Raw genomic sequence first — 20,329 nt, 5'->3', positions numbered from 1 at the left:
ACCCGCTTCAGTGAGCTCGACGCAGGGTGTCCGACGGGTTCTCGCCGAACCGGTGCCGATAGGCGGCGGCGAACACGCCCATGTTCACGTAGCCCCACGCGCCGGCTGCCGACACCACGGTCGCCGTCGTGTCGGCGAGCAGTTCCCGGCGCACCCCATCGAGGCGGCGGTCTCGGAGCATCTCCCGCGGTGTGGTGCCGAGATACTCGCGGAATCCGCCGGACAGGGTGCGCACGCCGACGCCCGCCGCGCGCGCGACGTCGGCCACCGTCGGAAGCGATTGCGCGTTCGCGTCGATGTACGCCGCGGCACGCCGCACGTAGCCTGGACCGCACCGCGCGGAATCGCCGAGTGAGACCTGTGCGCTGCCGGCCCAGTCGGCAACGAGCTGGGTCACGATCAACTCCTGCAGGTTCTTCGCCAGCGGACCGGTCGGCACCGGAGTCGGCGCGGACGAGAGAGTCGACACCATGTACCGCATGAGCATGGGCCACGGACTTGCCGGTCCGCCGATCTCGCACTTGTGGGTCCACAACCGATCGTCGGCGGGCCGGCCCGACCAGCGGACCACGAAGTCGGCGACCAGATCGTGCGGAATGGTGAGGTTCAGTTGCAGATGGTCGTCATCGGCCTCGAGCCGATACCGGGTGCGACTGCAGTCCGCGACGAACGACTGCCCCGCACCGATTTCCACCGCGCTGCGTCGGTCCACCCAGTGCCGTGTGCCTCCGCGCAACGTGGTCAGAACGAGGATGCGGCCCGCCTCGGGGGCGAAGTTCCCGAGATCCACGGGGACGCCGTAGCTGAAGTGGGTGAGGGTGATGTCCCCCACCTGCGCCGAGTACGTCAGCGCCGAGGGCGTCGCCCGCCCGGTTGGCCGGACCGTGAAGGGCATGTACGCGGCGTCGGTGAACTCGCGGATCTCGTCCCAGTCACCGATGGGGGCCACGGCACGTTCTGCCGCGGTGCGGGGGTCGAGTCCCGACAACATGTCCCTGAGGCTAGCGGGACCGAACGCGCGGGGAAACCCTCGGCCGTACCGGCTCTGTCGGCGCGCGTGTCAGCCGTCACTTCCCGTCGGGAGTTCCGAGATCACGATGCTGGCGTCGACGACCTGCACGCCGAGCGTCTCGGTCCAGACGATGGCACCACCTTCGAACATACGGAACCTTCCCGATTCGTCGGGCATCGACATCTCGGGGCCGATCGGCTTGCCGAGAGGTCCTGCCGGGCCGCCGATCTCGGCGTACTTCTTCTCGATCTCGGTCGGCTCGACGGCCGCGTCGGGGCTGCCCGGCTCGGCGAGCACGTCGGGCCCGGGAGCCGGCGTCGGCGCGGCGGGGACGAGGCCCTCCGTGACGGTGAACCAGTCGGATTTCAGGCCCAGCTTGGTGCGGGCGTCCTTGCCGGACACGCGCGCGGTGCCGTCTGAGCCGACGACCTCCAGCTCCTTGACCCGTCCACCGTCGGCACCGAGGTTGTTGCGTTCGACCACGGACACACTGCGCAGTTCGCCGACCTCGAACGCTTTCCCGATCTCGCCTGCGGTGAACGTCTGCGTCCAGTTGTGATTGGGCGAACCGGCGTCGCCGAGGTCTTCGACGGCAGCGAACTCGCCGCCGGCGGTGTATCCGCCTGTGGATGCCGAGAATTCGGCTGCAACGGGCTGGCCATCGCGGGTGATGACCTTGCCCGTGGTGGTCCGGACGGCGTCCGTGGTGCGGGGGTCCTCCTTCGCGGATCCCCCGTACACCTGGCAGTCCTGGGTGTCACAGGTTTCGGCATAGGGGTAGCGGTGCTCGGCGGCGGCGTACGACCGCGCGGCGATGGCCTGCGCCCGAAGCGCTTCGGCGCCGCCGGTGTCGGCCCAGTCGGCTCGCGCCTCCACCGGAACGACACCGAGGAGGTAGTCCTCGATGTCGACGTGGTTGAGGACGCGCGACTCCGCGCCGTCGAGCGCAACACCGAGCGACCCCCGGTAGGCGGGGCCACCGCAGATCGTCAGGTGTTCGTTCGCGGGACGATCGACGCCGGGATCGATCGGGTCCACCCACGGATGGTCGGTTGTGGTCTGCCACAACACTTCACCGTCGCAGCCACTCGTCACGACGACGCCCGCACCCCCTCCGGGCGTCGGGGTCAGGTGCACTCCCTCACCCGGCGCGACATCGCGGCCCGCGACGCGCGCACCGGCGTCGGAGTACGCGGCCAGGGTCTTGCCGTCGAGTCCCGCGAGCCGGACCCCGAGTCGGCGGTCGGTGACGTCACCGAGCTCGGTGCCGCCGTAGTAGTGGCCGACGATCCGTTCGGCGGACCAGCCGTCGTTCTTGGCGTACCCGTACGCGCCCCACTGCCCCATCCCGCGGCCGTGACCGTGACCTCGACCGGCGATGGTGAACGGGGTGTCCGCGGCGACGGCGGGTGCCACGCCGGGATCGATGCGATCGACGGCGGCCACGCCGACGACACCCGCGACGAGCAGTGCCGGGACGGCACCGAGCGCGAGCACCCTCCGGACCGATGAGGTGCGTCCTCCACGGTCGATACGACCTCGCAGAGTGGTCGTGCGGCGGATCTTCGCCATGTGCGGCCTCCTCGTCGGCTGCGGCTTTCGCAGGTCGAGACGTCATCGTGACATCGGACTCGACTCAAGTCTCAATCTAAGGTTGAGGCTTAGGTATTGTGTGGCTAGTGTTGCAAGAGTGCTTGACATTGGCAACATCTGTCACACCAGTCACACGAGCAACAGCAGTAACGCCCGCCGTTCCACCAACTAGGGAGCCGACTTGCCGCACCGTCGACCGAAGTCGTCGATCGTCCTGGGGACGGTCGCGGCCGTTGCCATCGCAACCCCCTTCGCTGTCTGGGGCGTCACGAGTACGTCCGGCGTCCGCTCGACCGCCGACTCGACACCCGTCGCCATTCCCACCCAGATCGACGAAGTCGCCCTCATGCAGGTGCCCGACATCGTCATCCCACTCGGCGACCTGGTCGGACTCGGCCTGCCGAACTTCCGGCTGTCCGATCTCAAGAAGCTGCCGATCCCGTCGGAAATTCTTGTTCCGCAGGGCCTTCCGCTCCCCGAGGGAGTCACCCTCCCGGAGACGATCAAGATCCCGACCGAGCTGATCCCGTCGCCGCCCGCCGACAACACCCCGCCCTCGACCGATGCCGCCGCGCCGTCGACGGCCATCGCGCCGAGCGACGCAGCCCAGCCCATCGCCCCGCGGTCGGGAGCCGACGCTGCACCCGACGTCACGGACCCGACCGAGCAACTCGGAGCCGCGGTCAAGGAGATCACCCGCGACACGCCGTTCAGCATGGTCGCCCTGACCTCCGAACTCGGCACCACCGCGGCACAGATCCGGGCCCGGCTCGCCGACGGGTCCTGGGGCCCGTGGTACGCGACCGAACAGCTCGAGACCAACCGGTCCGACCTGACCGGACCGTCCGGCAAGAACGGCACCGAACCGATCTTCGTCGGTGCGACGACAGCGGTGCAGGTCCTCGTCACCAAGGCGGCCGAAGCCGTCGGCGTGCCCTCGACCGGGTCCTCCGACTCCGCGCCCGCCGTACCGAACGTGCTCACTCCGACCGAGCCGGGCGGCGCCCCGATCGCGTTCGCGCCTGCCGCGGTCAGCACTCCGCTGCGCGCTCAGGACCAGGCGGCCGAACTCGCCGACGCCGTGACCGCCGTACTGATCCAGCCCGGTTCCGGAGAATCCGACAACTCGCTCGCCGACATCGCGACGTCGCTCGGCGGCAACGGTCCGCGGGTGATCACCCGCGCCCAGTGGGGTGCCGACGAGTCGAAGCGCTGCCAGGAACCGGTCTACGACGACACCCTCGGCGGCGCGACGGTGCACCACACCGCGGGCAGCAACGACTACACCCGCGCCGAGTCCGCGGAAATCGTCCGCTCGATCTACGCGTACCACGCGCAGACCCTCGGCTGGTGCGACGTCGGATACAACGTCCTGGTCGACCGCTACGGGCAGATCTTCGAAGGCCGCGCAGGCGGATTGGACCGCAACGTCCAGGGCGCCCACGCGGGCGGGTTCAACGAGAACACCTTCGGCATCGCGATGATGGGCGACTTCTCGACGGTCGCCCCGCCGCAGGCGACGATCGACTCGGTCGGCCGGTTCCTCGGCTGGCGTCTCGCGAAGGCGGGTCTCGATCCGACAGGACGCACCACGATGTGGTCGGAGGGAACCGATTTCACGCCGTACGCGCAGGGCGAGGCCGTCGATCTGCCGATCATCTTCGCGCACCGCGACGTCGGCCTGACGAGTTGCCCCGGTGACGCCGCGTACGCGCTGATGGACCAGATCCGCGGGATCGCGAAGGCGAACCCGGACGGCGGTTCGGCAGGATCGGGTGTGCTTGCGGCGGCTCCGGCGAACCCGGTCGCGGACAACGTCCCGACACCCGGTACCGGTACCGGTACCGGCGCAGGATTGGACACCGGGTCGGTGGATTCGGTCACCTCGCTCGTCACGAAGATCCTCGCGATCACCGACCAGTCCCCGATCGCTCAGAAGTGGATCGCGGAGGGCGGCGACACCGGCAGGCTCGGCGCGGCACTGACCGGTGAACTGCCCGCCAAGGCAGGGAACCTGCTGGTCAAGTTCGCCAACGGCGCGATCTCCACGTCACCGAACGGTGGCGTGTGGACCGTGATCGGGAAGATCTACGAGGCGTGGCGGTCCAGCGGCCTCGACGCGGGCACGCTCGGCTTGCCGGTCAGCGACGAGTACCGGGTGCCGGACGGCATGCGCACCGACTTCGAGCAGGGATCGCTGATCTTCAACGAGGTCACCGGCATCGTCACCACCGTGCTCAAGACGTACAACGACACCTACGCGCAGACCCTCACCGCACCGGCGGACGCGTCCGCTCCGGTTGCCCCCGCTCCGGTTGCCCCCGCTCCCGCCGAGGCACCGACACCGGCACCGGTCGGCTGACCCGACTCGAGACGACAGTGCCCCGTACGGACTTTCCGTACGGGGCACTGTCGTCGTTGGTCACCGTCGACGCAGCCCGAGCCGCAGTCCGGCCGGCTTGAGGGTGAACTCCTCGACGACCTGCAGTTCGTAGCCGGGCTCGGGGACGAGGTCGTAGCGGTGCAGGATCAGGGCCAGCGTGAGCACCGATTCGTGCAGGGCCAGTTGACGTCCGATGCACGCCCGCACGCCGGTACCGAAAGGCTTGTAGATCCCCGGCGGTCGGGTCCGCGCCCGCTCGGGCAGGAACCGATCGGGGTCGAAGGCATCGGGATTCGGTCCCCACACCGGATCCCGATGCACCGCGAACGTGAGCGCGACCATCGCCTGCCCTGTGGCGACCGGATGACCGCCGATGGTGTTGTCCTGCACGGGTTCCCGGAAGAATCCCGGGGCGATCGGCCACAACCGGAGTGTCTCGTCGACAACCCGACGCAGGTACTTGAGTTTGTGGATGTCGCCGAACGCCGGGTCAGGATCGGTTCCGGGCGGCCACAGCCGGTAGATCTCCTCACGTGCCTGCTCCGCAACGTCGGGGTGGGTCGCGAGCAGATGCAGCGCGAACGACAGTGTGCCCGAAGTTGTTTCGTGCCCCGCGTTGAGGAAGGCGATCACCTGGTTGCGAATGTTCTCGTCGTCCAGGTGTTCGCCGGACTCGGGATCGGCGGTGGTGAGCATCAGCGCCAGCAGATCGTCGGTGGGTGGGTCCGGGTCGAGGCGTCGCGCCGTGATCACGTCGTCGACAACACGTCGGACGTAGGCGACGTCCTCGTTGTGCTGCTTGATGGCCCGATACCGGACGATGCCGTCGATCCAGTGCACGGGGATGTTGAAGCCGGCGCGGCCGACGAACGCGAACCCCCGCGCCACCGCCGCGGCGTAGGGATCGGGCTCGCCCCCGCCGAACGACCGGAACCGGTAGCCGAATCCGATGCGCGCGATGATCTCGAGCGTCAGGTTGCTGGTGTCGGTGTGTACGTCCACGAGGCCCTGCCCGACCGAGGCATCCCAGTGGTCGACGAGTTCGCGCGCGGTGTCGAGGATCGTCTCGTGGTAGTCCTTCATCGCCGCCAGCGAGAAGGCAGGCGCCAGGATGTTGTGCGCCTTCGACCAGTTGGGTTCGGTGGTGTACGCGGTCGGCAGGGCGTCACCGAAGTTCTCGCGAGCCGCCGCGAACCCGAAGCCGACGTGCTTGCGGAACCGCTTCTCGTCACAGACCTCGGCATACTCCCCCGGCCCGGCGACCACGATCAGATCCCGGTCGAACACCTTGACGCTGTATACCGGCCCGAGGCGGTGCGCATGCTCCGCAAATCTCTGGGCGGGCCGGCGAGCGTCCAGGGCGAGCAGGTCCCCGATCAGCGGCATCCGGTGAGCTGGGTGAGGGAGCTTGGTGGTGGCCGTGTTCGTCGCGGTCATGACGGTGCGCTCCTGTCCGGAGCGGCGAGACGGTGTCGTGCGGCACCTCTCGTCCGCATCCGCATCCAGTGTGCGCCGCGGCCACCGACAAGGGAACGAGTAGTCGCCTACTCCAATCGGCCGTGCGTGGCGGTCAGTTCGCCCACCAGCGTTCGAGCACTCGAGCGACGCCGTGATTGGAGTTCGATGCCGTGACCTCGTCGGCCGCCGCAATGGCGTCGTCGTGGGCGTTGGCGACGGCCACGCCGTGCCGCGCCATCGTCAGCATCGGGACGTCGTTCGGCATGTCCCCGAACGCGAGGACCGCCGAGTCGGGCATGCCGAGGTACTCGGCGAGCGCGGCCAGGCCCGACGCCTTCGTCACACCCGGCGCGGACACCTCGATCAGGCCGTTGTTCGTCGAGTACGTCAGGTCGACGCTGTCACCGACGAGCGGGGCCAGCCGGTCGATCATGTACGAACTCGCGATGCCGGGCATCCGGACGAGCAACTTCACCGCCGGATGCGCCAGCACCTCCTCCGTCGACACCTCGGTGTTGTCCGGGTTGAGCCAGGCGTGCTGGTAGTCGGGTGAGCTGACGAACTGCGGGGTCGCGGCGTCGTGGGCGCTGACCCCGACGCGTTCGGCGGCCAGTCCGCAGCCGGGCAACGCCGCCACCGCCAGCTGCGCCACCCAGGTGAGGGTGTCGGCGTCGAGGGTCCGGGCGCTGATGACGCGGTCCGCGGCGCTGTCGTAGAGGACGGCTCCGTTCGCGCACACCGCGAGCGGGGCGTAGTCGAGTCCATCGACGACCGGTTCGATCCACCGCGGCGGACGGCCGGTGGCCAGCACGAACCTGGCACCGTCGGCGACCACGGCGTGCACGGCCGCGCGCGTGCGGTCGCTGATCCGCTCGTCGTCGTCGATCAGGGTGCCGTCGACGTCGCTGGCGATCAGTTGGGGCTTCGTGTGACTGTTGTCCTGCACTGCATCCATATTGCCGCACGCGTGTCGGCGACGCCGACCGGTCGGCCGTGTCAGCCGCGCGCGAGCGCGCGGTCGGCACTGTCAGCCGCGCGCAAGCGCCCGGTCCAGGGCGTCCGTCGGCGGCGTCACGACCTTGGGCGCGCGGTCGGAGAACATGTCGAACACCGCCTTCGGGCGGGCCAGCCATTCGCGAGCGGTGTTGCGCGCCATCGTGATCGAGCGGCAGTCGAGGCACTCGCCGCGGACTCCGTCGGCATCGACGCCCGCGTGCCCGCACAGCGCGACGGCCCGCGACACGTGAGGTTCCTGGCTGACGATCAACGCGCGTGTCACACCGAACGTCTGCGCGGCCCGCACGCAGGTGTCGTACGTGTCGAGGCCGAAGTCGTCTCCGACGATCACGTCGCGGTCGACGCCCCGCTCGACGAGGTACTCCGTCATCGCGGCGATCTCGTTGCCGGACGTCCCGTTCGCGTCGCCGGAGACGAGGACCGCACGAGCCTTCCCGGTCTTGACCAGTTCCGCGCCCACGTCGAGGCGTCCGGCGAGCATCGACATCGGGGCGCCGTCCTTCACCTTGGCGCCGAGCACGATCACCACCGGCGCCTCGGGCGCATCGGCGACGTCGTGCACCCGGCCTGTCGCCGCGGTGGCGACCACGACCATCGACCCGACCGCGACGAGTACACCTGCCGCCCCGACGACACCGCCTGCGATCAGCAGCCGGCGCACCCCCCGCCTCATCGGCACGTCAAGAGCCGCCGCCCGCTGCCCGGCGCGCTGCCTTCGCCTGCGCCTCCTCGGCGTCCATCCGGTTGGCCTCCTCGAGCGTCGGCGCACTTCCGCCGAGCCGCGCCGGAACCCAGTACTGCCCGGCCGGATGGTCGTAACCCTCCTGCAGCGTGTGCAGCATCGTCTCCATCGTCGCGTGCAGGTTCGCCGACAGCACCTCCGCCGGTTCGATGGGTGCGATCGGCTCGCCGACGGCCATCGAGATCGGAGTATTGGTGCGTCCCAACCGCTTCGGGTGCCCCTTCGTCCACACCCGCTGCGATCCCCAGATCACCAGCGGAATGATCGGCACCCCGGCCTCGATCGCCATACGGGCCGCACCGGACTTGAATTCCTTGATCTCGAAACTGCGGCTGATCGTCGCCTCGGGGAACACCCCGATCAGTTCGCCTCCGCGCAGCGCGTCGACGGCGGCGCGGTACGAGTCGGCGCCTGCCGAACGATCGACGGGGATGTGCCGCATCGTCCGCATCATCGGTCCGGAGATCTTGTTGTCGAAGACTTCCTTCTTCGCCATGAAGCGGACGTACCGCTTCACCTCACGCACGGGGATCCCCGCGTAGGTGAAGTCCATGTAGCCGGTGTGGTTGATCGCGATCACCGCACCACCCGACGCGGGGATGTGCTCGGCACCACTGATGGTGAACTTGAGCCCCTCCGCGAAGAACAGCGTGCGGGCGACTCCGATGATCGATCTGTAGAAGGGTTCCACGCGGGCCAGCCTAGTGTGCGCGCCCGCACAGTGCCCCGTGCCGGCACCCTCGGGACGTTCGGCCCGAACCGGACAGCGCGACGCGTCGACCGGGGACGGTTTGCCTCACCGCCTACCCTGGTAGACGTCGTACATCCGTAGGAGGCAGTTGAAGTGCAGGTCACGAGCGTCGGACACGCCGGATTCCACATTCAGACCGAGGCGGGGTCCATCCTCTGCGACCCGTGGGTGAACCCGGCCTACTTCGCGTCGTGGTTCCCCTTCCCGGACAACACGGGCCTCGACTGGGACGCGCTCGGCGACGTCGACTACCTGTACGTCTCGCACCTGCACAAGGACCACTTCGATCCGCAGACGCTGATCGACCACGTCAACAAGGACGCGACGGTCCTGCTGCCGGACTACCCGGTGCCGGACCTGCGCCGCGAACTGGAGAAGCTCGGCTTCACGAAGTTCTTCGAGACGCAGGACTCCGTCAAGCACACGGTGACCGGGCCGAAGGGCGACCTCGAGGTCATGATCATCGCCCTGCGCGCCCCCGCAGACGGCCCGATCGGCGACTCCGGGCTCGTCGTCTCGGACGGCGAGACCACCTGCTTCAACATGAACGACGCCCGACCCGTGGACATGGACGTCCTGCACGAGGCGTTCGGCAAGATCGACATCCACCTTCTGCAGTACTCGGGCGCCATCTGGTACCCGATGGTCTACGACATCCCGTCCGGCACGAAGCGCAACTTCGGCAAGCAGAAGCGGCAGCGCGGCATGGACCGGTGTCGCAGCTACATCGAGCAGGTCGACGCGACGTGGGTCGTGCCGTCCGCAGGCCCGCCGGTGTTCCTCGACGATGCGCTCCGCGACCTCAACGACGACCACGGCGACGAGGGAAACATCTTCCCCGACCAGATCGTGTTCCTCGAGCAGATGCGCATCCACGGCAACGACGGCGGACTGCTCATGATCCCCGGTTCCGTCGTCGACATCCACGGCTCCGACGCAACCCTGTCGCACCCGCTCCCCGACGCCGAGGTCGACAAGATCTTCTCGGACAAGGCCGCCTACATCGAGGACATGGCGCAGCGCATGGCGCCGGTCATCGCCGCGGAGAAGGCGTCGTGGGCACCGGCGGAGGGCGAGCCGCTGCTCGGGCCGCTGAAGGCGAAGTTCGAGCCGATCATGGCGCAGTCGGACCTGATCTGCGACGGCATCGGCTACCCCATCGGCCTCGTCATGGGCGACGAAACCGTCGTCCTCGACTTCCCGAAGCGCCTCGTTCGCGAGCCGATCGAGGGAGAAGGCAAGTACCGCTACGGTTTCCGTATCGCACCCGAACTGGTCCGCACCGTCCTCCGCGACGACGAGCCGGACTGGGTGAACACCATCTTCCTGTCCACCCGCTTCGAGGCCTGGCGCGTCGGCGGCTACAACGAGTTCCTCTACACCTTCTTCAAATGCCTCACCGACGAACGAATCGCGTACGCGGACGGCTGGTTCGCGGAGGCGCACGACGACTCCGCGTCGATCGAGGTGGAGGGCTACGAGATCCAGCGCCGCTGCCCGCACCTGAAGGCGGACCTGTCGAAGTTCGGCGTCGTCGACGGCACCACCCTCACCTGCAATCTGCACGGCTGGCAGTGGGACCTCGAGTCCGGCCGCTGCAAGACGTCGAAGGGTCACGAGCTCCGCACCGCGAAGCTCTGACGTCCCTCCCCTTGTGGGCGCAGTGTCACATCGTGTATCTGACGCGCACGATGTGACACTGCGCCACCCGTCCGGGGGCGTTCACCGGCCTGACCCTGCGACTACGGTGGGGTCATGGCACCGACGCGCGATGCTGTGGACGAGTTCCTCACCGCCTACGGCAACACCCTCGTCGCCTACGACGCCGCCGTGACGGCGGCGATGTGGGGGATGCCGGGGACGATGGTCACCGATGTCTTCACGGGGTCGCTGTCGAGCCGTGACGAGATGGCAGCCGGACTGGCGCAGGGCTATCCGCTCTACCGGCAGCTCGGACTCGGCGGCATCGGCCACACTCTGCTCGAGTTCGCTCCGCTGACGGACGTGGTGGTCCGGGTCCGGGTGCGCTGGCACTTCACCGACGACGCCGGAGACCTCCTCACAGACAGCGACTACGAATACGTACTGCGCGAGGACCCGGACGGACTGCACGTGTACGTGGCGGTCGACATCGACGCCGACGCGAAGCTGCGTGAGCTCGCCGCACGACGTGGAGTCGACCTCCCCGATCGCTGAGGCCACCGAAGCCGAACGGGCGGTTACCGTTCCATCTTCTCGCGTGATGGTGTGGTAACCGCCCGTTCGGTGGAATCGGGGGCAGACGCTAGGGCGCGCGCAGCACGTCCGTCCCGACGAACGGCTGCAGCGCGGCGGGAACCTTGACGGACCCGTCGGCCTGCTGGTGGTTCTCGAGGATCGCGACCATCCAGCGGGTGGTGGCGAGGGTGCCGTTGAGGGTCGCGGCGGTCTGCGGCTTCCCGTTGTCGTCGCGGTAGCGCACGCCGAGGCGGCGGGCCTGGAAGGTGGTGCAGTTCGAGGTCGACGACAGCTCACGGTAGCGCTGCTGCGTCGGCACCCAGGCCTCGCAGTCGAACTTGCGGGCCGCCGAGGAGCCGAGGTCGCCACCTGCGACGTCGATGACCCGATACGGGACGTCGATCGCAGCGAGCATCTCCCGTTCCCAGCCGAGCAGTCGCTGGTGCTCCGCGTCGGCGTCTTCGGGCTTGCAGTAGGTGAACATCTCCACCTTGTCGAACTGGTGGACGCGGATGATGCCGCGGGTGTCCTTGCCGTAGCTGCCCGCTTCGCGGCGGAAGCACGACGACCAGCCCGCGTACCGCTTCGGACCGGCGCTCAGGTCGACGATCTCCCCCGAGTGGTAGCCGGCGAGCGGGACCTCCGAGGTGCCGACGAGGTACAGGTCGTCCTGTTCGAGGTGGTACACCTCCTCCGAGTGCTGCCCGAGGAAGCCGGTGCCCTGCATGATCTCGGGGCGCACGAGGACAGGCGGGATCATCATCGTGAATCCGTTGGCGGTGGCCTTCTGCGCAGCGAGCTGCAGCAGGCCGAGTTGGAGCAGCGCGCCGTAGCCGGTGAGGAAGTAGAAGCGGGCGCCGGACACCTTCGCGCCGCGTTCCATGTCCAGAAGGCCGAGCGACTCGCCGAGCTCGAGGTGATCCTTCGGCTCGAAGTCGAAGGTCGGCAGCTCACCGACGGTGTCGAGGGTGATGAAGTCGTCCTCGCCGCCCGCGGGAGCGCCGTCCTGGACGATGTTCGAGATGGCCCGCTGAGCGGCGTCGAGCGCGGCATCCGCTTCGTGCTGAGCGGCCTCGGCATCCTTGACCTGCTGTGCAAGTTCCTTCGCTCCGGCGAGCAACGCGGGCCGCTCCTCCGGGGAGGCCTGCCCGACCTTCTTGCCGAGCGCCTTCTGCTCGGCCCGCAGGTTGTCGCCGGCGAGCACGGCCGCACGGCGGGACTCGTCTGCCGCGAGGAGGGCGTCGACCAGCGCAGGATCCTCACCCCGCGTGCGCTGCGACTTGCGGACGACATCCGGGTTTTCCCGCAGGAACTTCAGGTCAATCACGCATGAAACCCTACTTGGTCGGTCGTGACGGCGACGCTTGTGGAGTGGTCGAGCAGGCCGACCGCTCGTTCCGGTTTCGGTGTGTCGGCGATCGGGACGCGCTCGGCAGGCATGATGGAAGCGATGTCCGACGAACACAACGCCCCAGGCGACAACCCGACACCCGACGGCGGCGACACCCCGGCAGCCGGTCGGTCAGATGCTGCCGCCGGGGACGCCTGGTCCGGGGTTTCGCGCTGGACGGGCGGCACGCAGTTGTCCGCGAAGACCACCCGGCGAGCTCTGATCGCGGTCGCCCTCGGCGCCGTCATCGCGGCACTCGCGACCATCGTGATCTCCGGTGGGTTCAAGGGCGGCGAGGAACTGACGACGAATGCGGGCAGCGCCGGACCCCGCGCGACCGGCGCTGTTGCGGGTGAGGCGTTTGCCACCGCCACCACCGGAGACTGCCTGACCTGGAACGAAGCGGACGCCAGTGACCTCGAGAAGGTCGACTGCTCCGGCGAGCACCTGTTCGAGGTGGCATCCGACATCGACCTCAGCGTGTTCCCCGGCGCCGAGTTCGGCCCCGGCTCGCGGTTTCCGAGCGTCCTGCGGTTCTCCCAGCTCCGCGACGAGCACTGCACCCCTGCCGTCAACGAGTACCTGGGTGCGCACTTCGACCCGCACGGCAAGTTCAGCGTCGGTCTGATCAACCCCGGCGAGGCCGGCTGGGCTGCGGGTGAACGGACCATCCGCTGCGGCCTGCAGCGGTCAAGCACCACGGGGACGATCCTGGCAGTGACGAATTCCGTGGCCGGTCAGGACCAGTCGAAGGTCTGGGACACCGGCACCTGCATCGGCATCAACCAGAACGTGCCGAGCGATCCGCTGGACTGCTCGCAGGCGCACGCATTCGAGGCCATCTCCGTGGTGGACCTCGCCGCGAAGTTCCCGGGCGGCTTCCCCTCGGTCGCCGATCAGGACGCCTACCTGGAGGAGACGTGCACCCAGGCGGCGAACGAATACCTCGGTTCGCCGGACGCGCTGCGCAACAAGACCCTCACGCTGTTCTGGGACAACCTCGAGCTGAGCAGCTGGCTCGCGGGTAGCCGCAAGGTCAACTGCTCCGTCGGCAAGGAGGTCGACGGCGGCGGCTTCGCCCCGATCGTCGGCAGCGCCACGGGCGACATCCTGATCAACGGTGTCCCGCCGGTCGCGCCGCCGCCGCTGCCCGAAGGCCGATCCATCCCGGTACCGCTGCCCGGCGCCGCGCCGCTGGAGAACTGATGGCGGTAGTCATGTCCGAGGCCCGGTTCGACGACCTGGTCTCCGAAGCACTCGACCTCATTCCTCCCCGACTGGCCGCCGCGATCGACAACGTGGTCGTCCTCGTCGACGCCCGTGATGCCGACGACCCCGGCCTGCTCGGGCTGTATCACGGCATCGCGCTCACCGAACGGGACAGCCACTACGGCGGCTCCCTGCCCGACACGATCACCATCTACCGGGACGCGATCCTGGAGATGTGCGACACCGAGGAGCAGGTCGTCGAGGAGGTCGCGGTCACCGTCATCCACGAGATCGCCCACTACTTCGGCATCGAAGAGGACCGCCTGCACGAGCTCGGTTGGGGCTGACCCCACCAGAACCCGCCGGACGAGGGCCGGGGAACCATTCCCGCCGCCGCTGCGTCCAACCCCCTGACAGATCACATTTCGATCCAGCCAGGAGGGCCGACCCTTGTCCGGACACGTCTTCGTCTCACCCGACGCCCTGCTCGCCGCGGCCGCCCAGCTCGAGGCCGTGGCGCACCGGATGCAGGCGACCCTCGACGCGTCCGCGCCCGCTCTCCACCTGCCTCCCGCGGGCACGGAGGAGGTGTCGATCCTGACCGCGTCCCATTTCAATTCGATCGCCGACAGTTTCCTGCCATCGGCCACGACCGGCATTGCGGAACTGCTCGGCGCTGCGGCGACGCTGCGGAAGCAGGCCGCCGAGTACGAGGGCCAGGACCACTCGTTCGGCACCGCGCTCGCCGCGGGCATGTGACCGCGACTCTTCGACAGTAGGAGAACTGCCATGACCTTGGGATTCACCGGTGTCGTCTGGTATCCGCGCGGCGCGACAGTCAACTCGACCACCCTCAACGGCGGGATCGGGCCGGCACCCCTGTCTGCGGCGAGCAGCGCGTGGGCGTCGCTGGCGTCGAGCTACGCCGACGCGACACTGACCCTCACGAAGGTGATGGCCGACCTGTGTGTCGGATGGGGTGGCATCGCTGCGGACGCGGCGCTGGCGAAGCTGGCACCGTTTCACGCCTGGACCGATCAGTCGTCGGTACTGGCAGGCGCGACCGCGACGAAGGCCGCGGCACTTGCGACCGCGCACACGGTGGCGCGCGCGACCATGCCGAGCCTGGTGGAGATCGCCGCGGTCCAGGCCGCGAAGGTCGCCGCGCACACGGTCGGTGGCTCGCTTGCCGGTGCCGGTGCCGCCGCCGAAGCCGCGGATCGGGCGATGGACCTGCGCGCGGCGTTGGTGATGGAGGCGTACGAGTCGGCGTCGAGCATCGCCGCGACACCGGCGAACTTCACGCCGCCGCCCCCGCTGTCGAACGTCTCCGCGGGCGGGCCCGCCGTTGCACCGCAGGCGCCGGTGCCCACTGTCGTCTCCGACTTCCTCGTGAACCCGGCGCAGGCAGTGCAGAACGCCGTCGGTGGGGCGCTTGCGCAGGTTCCGAGTCCCGCGGTGGTGAGCGCGGCGTCGCAGGCGGGCAGTGTCGTCGGTACGGGGCTGAGCTCGATCGCCCAGGCGACCGCGTCCCTCGCGCCGTCGGCGGTGTCGGCGATCGGTGGCGCCGGCATCGCTCAGCCGGGCCCGAGCACTCGCGGATCGTCCGGCGCGGAGGTTCATGCGGCGCGGGCGGGCGGCGGGCCTCTCATGTCGGGCGTCCCTGGTATGTCGTCGGGGTCGTCGCGTGTGACGCTTCCGGAGGGGTGGGGCGGCGCCGCCGAGTCGAGCGCGGGCCGAGGCACCGCCGCAGCCGCGACAACGACCCCGGTCGTCGAGTCGGCGCGTGTCGAGTCCGCGGCGTCGGCCCGGGCGGGAAGTGTCGGTGCCCCGCTGACATCCGGCCAGGGGCAGGCATCCGACGAGGAAGAGCGTCAGACGCCCGGCTACCTGAAGAACTTCGAGCATTTCGAGGACGGCCGCGTCGTCATTCCGTCCGTCATCGGCGGCGATCGGTGACCCCTTCCGGTCATCGCCTCCAGTCCGTCACGCTCGACGTCGACGAACTGGACCTGCTCGCGCACCTGGCGGGTGTCGACGAACTGCCCGTCGTACTGGACGTGAGGCCACGGTTCGACACCGCGGTCGCGCGCGACGCAGCGTTCGTCACCTCGCGCGAGTCGCTGTCGAAGCGCGGGCTGCTGCCAGGTGGGCATCCACACTCCGATCTCGTGGACCGGCTCGCGATCCTCGCCCGTCCCGACGTCGAGCTCGCCGTCCGCTGGTACCGCGGCGGCGCGGTGTCCCGGATGTGTCTGGCACAGGCGGGACCGTTGACCGTCCTGGCGTTGCGGGGGCCGGACTCCTACGTCCTGACCGAGGTCGCGACCGCGGAACCGGACCTGGTTCTCGACGTGATCGGGCGCGGTGCGGCGCTGGAGGTCGACTCGATCAGTGCACCCACCGACCATCTGGTGCTCGCGCTCGGCGACCTCACCGACCCTCCTGCCGTGGTCCGCAGGCTCGCCGAACTGGGCGCGCGGGACACCGAGCGGCTGGCGTCGGCCCTCTCGGCCTGCCACGCGCACGCCGAGATCGTCGCCCTCGTGCACGGCGACGGACGCCGGTGGACGAGTGCCCCCGTCTCGGTGTTCGACACCGATCACGGCCGTGTCGTGGGAACGTCGAGCATCGCCCCGGACGGCGTCGCGTGGTCGACGCTGGGTCCCGGCGGCGACACGCGAGTCCGTCAGGCGATCCGTGACCTGCTGAAATGGGCCGCCTCCCCGCGGGGAATCGAATCGTCCTGACGAGGGCACCGTTCGGCGACCGGTACCCTTCCAGTGACAATCGGGCGATCGAGAACGCGTGGGTAGGGCAATGGGTGAACCGGTCGGACCGGCACAGGACGAGTCGCACATCGACTGGCGGCAGCTCGAGGAGGTCCAGCTGACGCCGATCCTGTCGGCGTCCCTCGACGCGTTCTACGAGCTCGGTTATCACGGGACGACGGTTCGCGAGGTGGCACGTCGGGTCGGTGTGACGGTGCCCGCCCTGTACTACCACCACGAGAACAAAGAGGGGCTGCTGATCGCGCTGCTCGAGTTGTCGACGGCCGACGTCCTGGCCCGGGCGCACGCGGCGGACGAGGAGGGCGGCGACGATCCGGTGCGCCGGCTCGCGAACGTCGTCGAGGCGATCGTGCTGCGGATGACGACGCGGCCGCGGCTGGCGTCGCTCGAGGGCGAGGTCCGCTACCTGAGCGCGGAGAACCGTCAGCGGTACCGCGCGGTCCGCAAGGGCATCGAGGAAGTGGTGCTGCAGATCGTCGAGGCAGGCGCCGAGAGCGGTACGTTCGACGTCGACGATCCCGCCGAGATCACTCGCGCCATTCTCGGTATGTGCCAGTCGATTCCGCGGTGGTATCACGCGGAGGGCACCCTGTCACCGCAGGAGGTCGCGGGCAAGTACGTCGCGATCGTGATGAAGATCGTTGGCGTGAAATAAGGTTCGACACTGCCACTGTCGCCGAGGGCCTCGCGATCACCTTGGCCGTTCGTGGCGCCGACCGCTCGTGCCAGGTGCGTTGACCATCCCAATGATCGCAGCGACGACCTGCTCCGGGCGCGGCTCGTTCGTAGGCTGTCGGCATGAACGATATGGCGTTTTTCCTTGCGGCGGCCGAGCGGGGGTTCGTGCTCGATACGGATGATGTGGTGGATTCCTTGATCCGGGAGGGTGTTCTCTTGCCGGTCGACTGGTCCGGTGAGGACCGGCCCGGGCAGATAGCGCAGTTCGTGGCGGGTCGGGTGGCGGCCTTCGGGAAGGACCACGCGGTCGTCGCTGCGGTCGAGTCCGCGGCCAGGGAAGCAGCCGGGGCGGACGTGGAGCGCGGTGAGCACGTGCCGGCGATCCTGCGCGCAGTGGATGACGCCTTGGCGAGTGCGGGATTGGCGCTCGGCGAACTGCGTTCCGGAGACGACACGTACCGAGTCGGCGTCATGCGTCGCACGAAGGCATCGGGTCGGGTGTGGGGTCTGGATCGACCTTCTCCCGAGGTGCTTTACACCATTGTCTGTCCGTGTGGAGACATGAACGTGTGGCAGCTACCCAAGACGGAAGCGAAGCCTGTTGACGGCGAGTGCGACTCGTGTGGTCTGAACCTGTTCGATCCCGCGGGTAACCCGGTCGTGTCCATGGTCGAAGAGGACGCCGGGTAGCTGTGTGCTACCCGGTCCCGCCGCGCGCCTGATCCCGACGTCAGCGCCCGAACACCGCCGGACGCTTGGCGAGGAACGCGTCGACACCCTCGATGAAGTCGGGCGACACGAGCAGGTCGAGCTGCCCGGCGCGCTCACGCTCGAAGGCCGGGTCGAGCTGTCCGAGGGTCGCGTCGTTGATGGCGGACTTGGTGGCCGCGAACGCTTCCGAGGGTCCGTGGACGAAACGCTGCAGCAGGGCCTCGACGTCGGCGGCGAACGTGGCGTCCGGGTAGACCTCGGCGATCAGGCCCGCGTCGAGCGCGTCCGCGGCGGGAAGCCGCTCGGCGAGCAGCGCCATTTTCAGCGCGCGGGCGCGGCCGATGGACGCGGCGACGAGGGCGGTGGCGCCGCCGTCGGGCATGAGGCCGATCCGGGTGAACGCGAGCAGCAGGTAGCTCGACTCCGTCGCCACGGTGAGGTCCGCGGCCAGAGCGAGGGAGACACCGACACCGGCGGCGGGCCCGTTGACGGCGGCGACGACGGGCCTCGGGAAGGCGCGCAGGGCGGCGGCGGCGCGATTGGCGGCGTCGATGGTAGAGGCGTCGGCGGGGCCGGGTCCCCCGATCTTGTCCTTGCTCGCGGCGAGGTCGGCGCCGGTGCAGAACGCCTTGCCGGTGCCGGTCAGGAGGACGGCCTGGACCGAGCGATCGTCGGCGTGCTTGTCGAGGGCATCGGCGACGGCGTCGAGCGCCTCAGTGGTCACCGCGTTCATCGACTTCGGGCGGTTGAGGCTGATACGAAGGATTCCGTCGGCCAGGTCGACCAGGACCTCGGGGGTGTCGGTGCTCATGGTTGCCCTTCTCTCTACGTCGTCAGTGACAGCGCGACTTTGCCGGTGGCGCTGCGTGATTCGAGGCTCTTGAGTGCGTCGCCCGCCCGCTCGAGCGGGAACAGGGTCGGTTCCGCGACCTGCAGCGCGCCGGAGGCCAGCAGCGGTTCCAGTTCGGCCCACTGGCGGGCCGGGTAGCCGAAGTCCTCGCGGATGTACTCGCCCCACCCGGCACCGACCACCGAGATGTTCTTCAGCAGAAGACGATTGACCTTGACCGTGGGGATGTCGCCGCCGGTGAACCCGAGCACCACGTGCCTGCCGTTCGCGGCGAGGCTGCGCAGGCTGTCGAGGAACCGATCGCCGCCGACGGGGTCGAGGACGATGTCGACGCCACGGCCGCCGGTGAGTTCGGCGACGGCGTCCTTGAATCCGTCGGCGAGGACGGCGTGGGTGGCGCGGTTGGCTTTCGCCACCGCGGCCTTGTCCTCCGTGCTGACGACTGCGATCGTGTCGAGTCCGAGCGCGGCCGCGACCTGTAGGCACGCGGTCCCGAGTCCGCCCGCGGCGCCGTGCACGAGGACGGTCTCACCGGCGCGGATCCGGGCGCGCTCGGTGAGCGCGAAGTGGGCGGTGAGGTAGTTCATGAGGAACCCGGCGCCCGCGGTGAGAGTGACGGCGTCGGGCAGGGCGAACACGGTGCTCGGGTGCACCGCGACGGTGCGCTGCCACGCCCCGCCGAACGCGAGGACCACGACGCGGTCCCCCGGGCGGAATCCGCTGTCGCCGGGCGCTTCCCGGACGATGCCCGCACCCTCGACGCCGGGGACGAACGGAGTGGGGCGGACCACCTGGTATCCGCCCGACGTCTGCAAGAAGTCGGGGAAGGAGACGCCGGCGGCGTCCAGGTCGACGAGGACCTGGCCTGCGGGGTCGGGTTCGGGTAGGTCGACGGCCCGCACCCCGTCGGGTCCGATCGCTTCGACCACCTGCACTGCGCGCATGTCGGCTCACTCCCACATCGCTCGTCTCGACCGCGGTCACGGTCGAATTCATCAGTACCAGACCGAACTGAACGGGCGCTAGCTAACGTCGCCCATTGACGCCGTCCGCCACAGCGTGGTAACCATCTTAGCGAGCGTTCAGTAATCGATCACACACCGATCCGAGGAGCAGTCATGGCCGACGAGTCGACCACCGCACCCGAGCCCGCTGCGCTGTACGAGCGCCGCGGCAACGTCGCACTCATCACCCTGAACCGTCCGCGCGCGATGAACGCGGTCAACGGCGCACTGTCCACCGCCGTCGGCAACTTCCTCGAGCAGGCCGAGGCCGACAACGAGGTGCGGGTCATCGTCATCACGGGCTCCGGCCGCGCGTTCTGCGCGGGCGCCGACCTCAAGGCTCTGGGCTCCGGCCAGTCCCTCGAGGCCGAGCTGGGCGTTCTCGTCGACGACGGCGAGGTCGCTGGCAAGGACGAGTTCGGTGCCGCCGCCGAGGGCGAAGCCGTTGACCGCGGCGATCGTCGGCTTGCTCACCCAGTGCTGGACGAACCCGGCGAAGCCCCATTCGGGGTGCCCCTCGGC

General features: G+C 69.1%; 19 protein-coding genes and 2 pseudogenes. 11 read left to right on the top strand and 10 right to left on the bottom strand.

Annotation, left to right across the window (positions count from 1 at the left end; all coding sequences use genetic code 11):
- Positions 1 to 7: 7 nt before the first annotated feature.
- Positions 8 to 991 (bottom strand): AraC family transcriptional regulator, encoded by a 984-nt coding sequence (locus RHCRD62_RS23920; RefSeq protein ID WP_050067277.1) that lies wholly within the window; start codon positions 989 to 991, stop codon positions 8 to 10.
- A 69-nt stretch (positions 992 to 1,060) separates the two neighbouring features.
- Entirely contained in the window at positions 1,061 to 2,584 is a 1,524-nt protein-coding gene (locus RHCRD62_RS23915; RefSeq protein WP_050067276.1) for a SpoIID/LytB domain-containing protein, read from the bottom strand.
- Positions 2,585 to 2,786: 202 nt separating this feature from the next.
- On the opposite strand from RHCRD62_RS23915, the gene RHCRD62_RS23910 reads away from it, so the two are divergent.
- The gene (locus RHCRD62_RS23910) at positions 2,787 to 4,967 is read left to right on the top strand and encodes an N-acetylmuramoyl-L-alanine amidase (RefSeq protein WP_050067275.1); all 2,181 of its coding nucleotides are present in this window, start codon (positions 2,787 to 2,789) and stop codon (positions 4,965 to 4,967) included.
- Positions 4,968 to 5,027: 60 nt separating this feature from the next.
- Here RHCRD62_RS23910 and RHCRD62_RS23905 read toward each other — a convergent pair whose 3' ends face one another.
- The 4 genes from RHCRD62_RS23905 to RHCRD62_RS23890 all read right to left on the bottom strand — a co-directional run bounded on the left by RHCRD62_RS23905 (position 5,028) and on the right by RHCRD62_RS23890 (position 8,896).
- Positions 5,028 to 6,425, bottom strand: a complete 1,398-nt coding sequence (locus RHCRD62_RS23905; RefSeq protein WP_050067274.1) for a cytochrome P450 — start codon at positions 6,423 to 6,425, stop codon at positions 5,028 to 5,030.
- A gap of 133 nt (positions 6,426 to 6,558) precedes the next feature.
- Complete coding sequence (locus RHCRD62_RS23900) at positions 6,559 to 7,392, bottom strand: HAD family hydrolase (protein WP_253277466.1); 834 nt, start codon at positions 7,390 to 7,392, stop codon at positions 6,559 to 6,561.
- Positions 7,393 to 7,473: 81 nt separating this feature from the next.
- Complete coding sequence (locus RHCRD62_RS23895) at positions 7,474 to 8,142, bottom strand: SanA/YdcF family protein (RefSeq protein ID WP_172671130.1); 669 nt, start codon at positions 8,140 to 8,142, stop codon at positions 7,474 to 7,476.
- Position 8,143: 1 nt separating this feature from the next.
- Entirely contained in the window at positions 8,144 to 8,896 is a 753-nt protein-coding gene (locus tag RHCRD62_RS23890; protein WP_050067272.1) for a lysophospholipid acyltransferase family protein, read from the bottom strand.
- Positions 8,897 to 9,049: 153 nt separating this feature from the next.
- On the opposite strand from RHCRD62_RS23890, the gene RHCRD62_RS23885 reads away from it, so the two are divergent.
- Both RHCRD62_RS23885 and RHCRD62_RS23880 read left to right on the top strand, forming a co-directional pair.
- Complete coding sequence (locus RHCRD62_RS23885) at positions 9,050 to 10,597, top strand: Rieske 2Fe-2S domain-containing protein (RefSeq protein ID WP_050067271.1); 1,548 nt, start codon at positions 9,050 to 9,052, stop codon at positions 10,595 to 10,597.
- A 114-nt stretch (positions 10,598 to 10,711) separates the two neighbouring features.
- Complete coding sequence (locus RHCRD62_RS23880) at positions 10,712 to 11,152, top strand: hypothetical protein (RefSeq protein ID WP_050067270.1); 441 nt, start codon at positions 10,712 to 10,714, stop codon at positions 11,150 to 11,152.
- An 88-nt stretch (positions 11,153 to 11,240) separates the two neighbouring features.
- Here the strand turns inward: RHCRD62_RS23880 and serS are convergent, their stop codons facing one another.
- Complete coding sequence (gene serS, locus RHCRD62_RS23875) at positions 11,241 to 12,500, bottom strand: serine--tRNA ligase (RefSeq protein ID WP_050067269.1); 1,260 nt, start codon at positions 12,498 to 12,500, stop codon at positions 11,241 to 11,243.
- 24 nt (positions 12,501 to 12,524) lie between these two features.
- Between serS and RHCRD62_RS23870 the strand changes: the two genes are divergently transcribed.
- From RHCRD62_RS23870 to RHCRD62_RS23840, 7 genes are all read left to right on the top strand, one after another.
- Positions 12,525 to 13,769: a septum formation family protein gene (locus tag RHCRD62_RS23870; RefSeq protein ID WP_253277465.1), complete on the top strand. Its 1,245-nt coding sequence runs from the start codon at positions 12,525 to 12,527 to the stop codon at positions 13,767 to 13,769.
- On the top strand, positions 13,769 to 14,119 hold the full coding sequence (locus tag RHCRD62_RS23865) for a metallopeptidase family protein (RefSeq protein WP_050067268.1): 351 nt from the start codon (positions 13,769 to 13,771) through the stop codon (positions 14,117 to 14,119). Before RHCRD62_RS23870 ends, RHCRD62_RS23865 begins: the two co-directional genes overlap by 1 nt.
- A 103-nt stretch (positions 14,120 to 14,222) precedes the next feature.
- Positions 14,223 to 14,531 carry a PE domain-containing protein gene (locus RHCRD62_RS23860; protein ID WP_050067267.1) on the top strand — a complete coding sequence of 103 codons (309 nt, stop codon included), beginning with the start codon at positions 14,223 to 14,225 and terminating at the stop codon, positions 14,529 to 14,531.
- Positions 14,532 to 14,561: 30 nt separating this feature from the next.
- Positions 14,562 to 15,731, top strand: coding sequence for a PPE domain-containing protein (locus tag RHCRD62_RS23855; RefSeq protein WP_050067266.1), 1,170 nt, complete (start codon positions 14,562 to 14,564; stop codon positions 15,729 to 15,731).
- Positions 15,728 to 16,522, top strand: a complete 795-nt coding sequence (locus RHCRD62_RS23850; protein ID WP_050067265.1) for an ESX secretion-associated protein EspG — start codon at positions 15,728 to 15,730, stop codon at positions 16,520 to 16,522. Before RHCRD62_RS23855 ends, RHCRD62_RS23850 begins: the two co-directional genes overlap by 4 nt.
- Positions 16,523 to 16,592: 70 nt before the next feature.
- Positions 16,593 to 17,219, top strand: a complete 627-nt coding sequence (locus tag RHCRD62_RS23845) for a TetR/AcrR family transcriptional regulator (protein WP_050067264.1) — start codon at positions 16,593 to 16,595, stop codon at positions 17,217 to 17,219.
- Between the two features lie 143 nt (positions 17,220 to 17,362).
- Positions 17,363 to 17,932, top strand: a complete 570-nt coding sequence (locus tag RHCRD62_RS23840) for a DUF6630 family protein (protein ID WP_050067263.1) — start codon at positions 17,363 to 17,365, stop codon at positions 17,930 to 17,932.
- Positions 17,933 to 17,972: 40 nt separating this feature from the next.
- Here the strand turns inward: RHCRD62_RS23840 and RHCRD62_RS23835 are convergent, their stop codons facing one another.
- Both RHCRD62_RS23835 and RHCRD62_RS23830 read right to left on the bottom strand, forming a co-directional pair.
- Positions 17,973 to 18,764 carry an enoyl-CoA hydratase gene (locus tag RHCRD62_RS23835; RefSeq protein WP_050067262.1) on the bottom strand — a complete coding sequence of 264 codons (792 nt, stop codon included), beginning with the start codon at positions 18,762 to 18,764 and terminating at the stop codon, positions 17,973 to 17,975.
- A 14-nt stretch (positions 18,765 to 18,778) separates the two neighbouring features.
- The gene (locus RHCRD62_RS23830) at positions 18,779 to 19,747 is read right to left on the bottom strand and encodes an NADPH:quinone oxidoreductase family protein (RefSeq protein WP_050067261.1); all 969 of its coding nucleotides are present in this window, start codon (positions 19,745 to 19,747) and stop codon (positions 18,779 to 18,781) included.
- 174 nt (positions 19,748 to 19,921) lie between these two features.
- Here RHCRD62_RS23830 and RHCRD62_RS25645 point away from each other — a divergent pair.
- Positions 19,922 to 20,179 (top strand): annotated as a pseudogene (locus tag RHCRD62_RS25645) (enoyl-CoA hydratase/isomerase family protein); the annotation flags it as partial.
- Here the strand turns inward: RHCRD62_RS25645 and RHCRD62_RS26770 are convergent.
- A pseudogene (locus RHCRD62_RS26770) lies at positions 20,171 to 20,329 on the bottom strand (enoyl-CoA hydratase-related protein); the annotation flags it as partial. The pseudogenes RHCRD62_RS25645 and RHCRD62_RS26770 overlap by 9 nt on opposite strands.

It is taken from the genome of Rhodococcus sp. RD6.2, assembly GCF_001040705.1.
Taxonomy (GTDB): Bacteria; Actinomycetota; Actinomycetes; order Mycobacteriales; family Mycobacteriaceae; genus Rhodococcus_G.
Note: the sequence above shows the minus strand (reverse complement) of the source record. Positions and strands in the feature narration are given on the sequence as shown.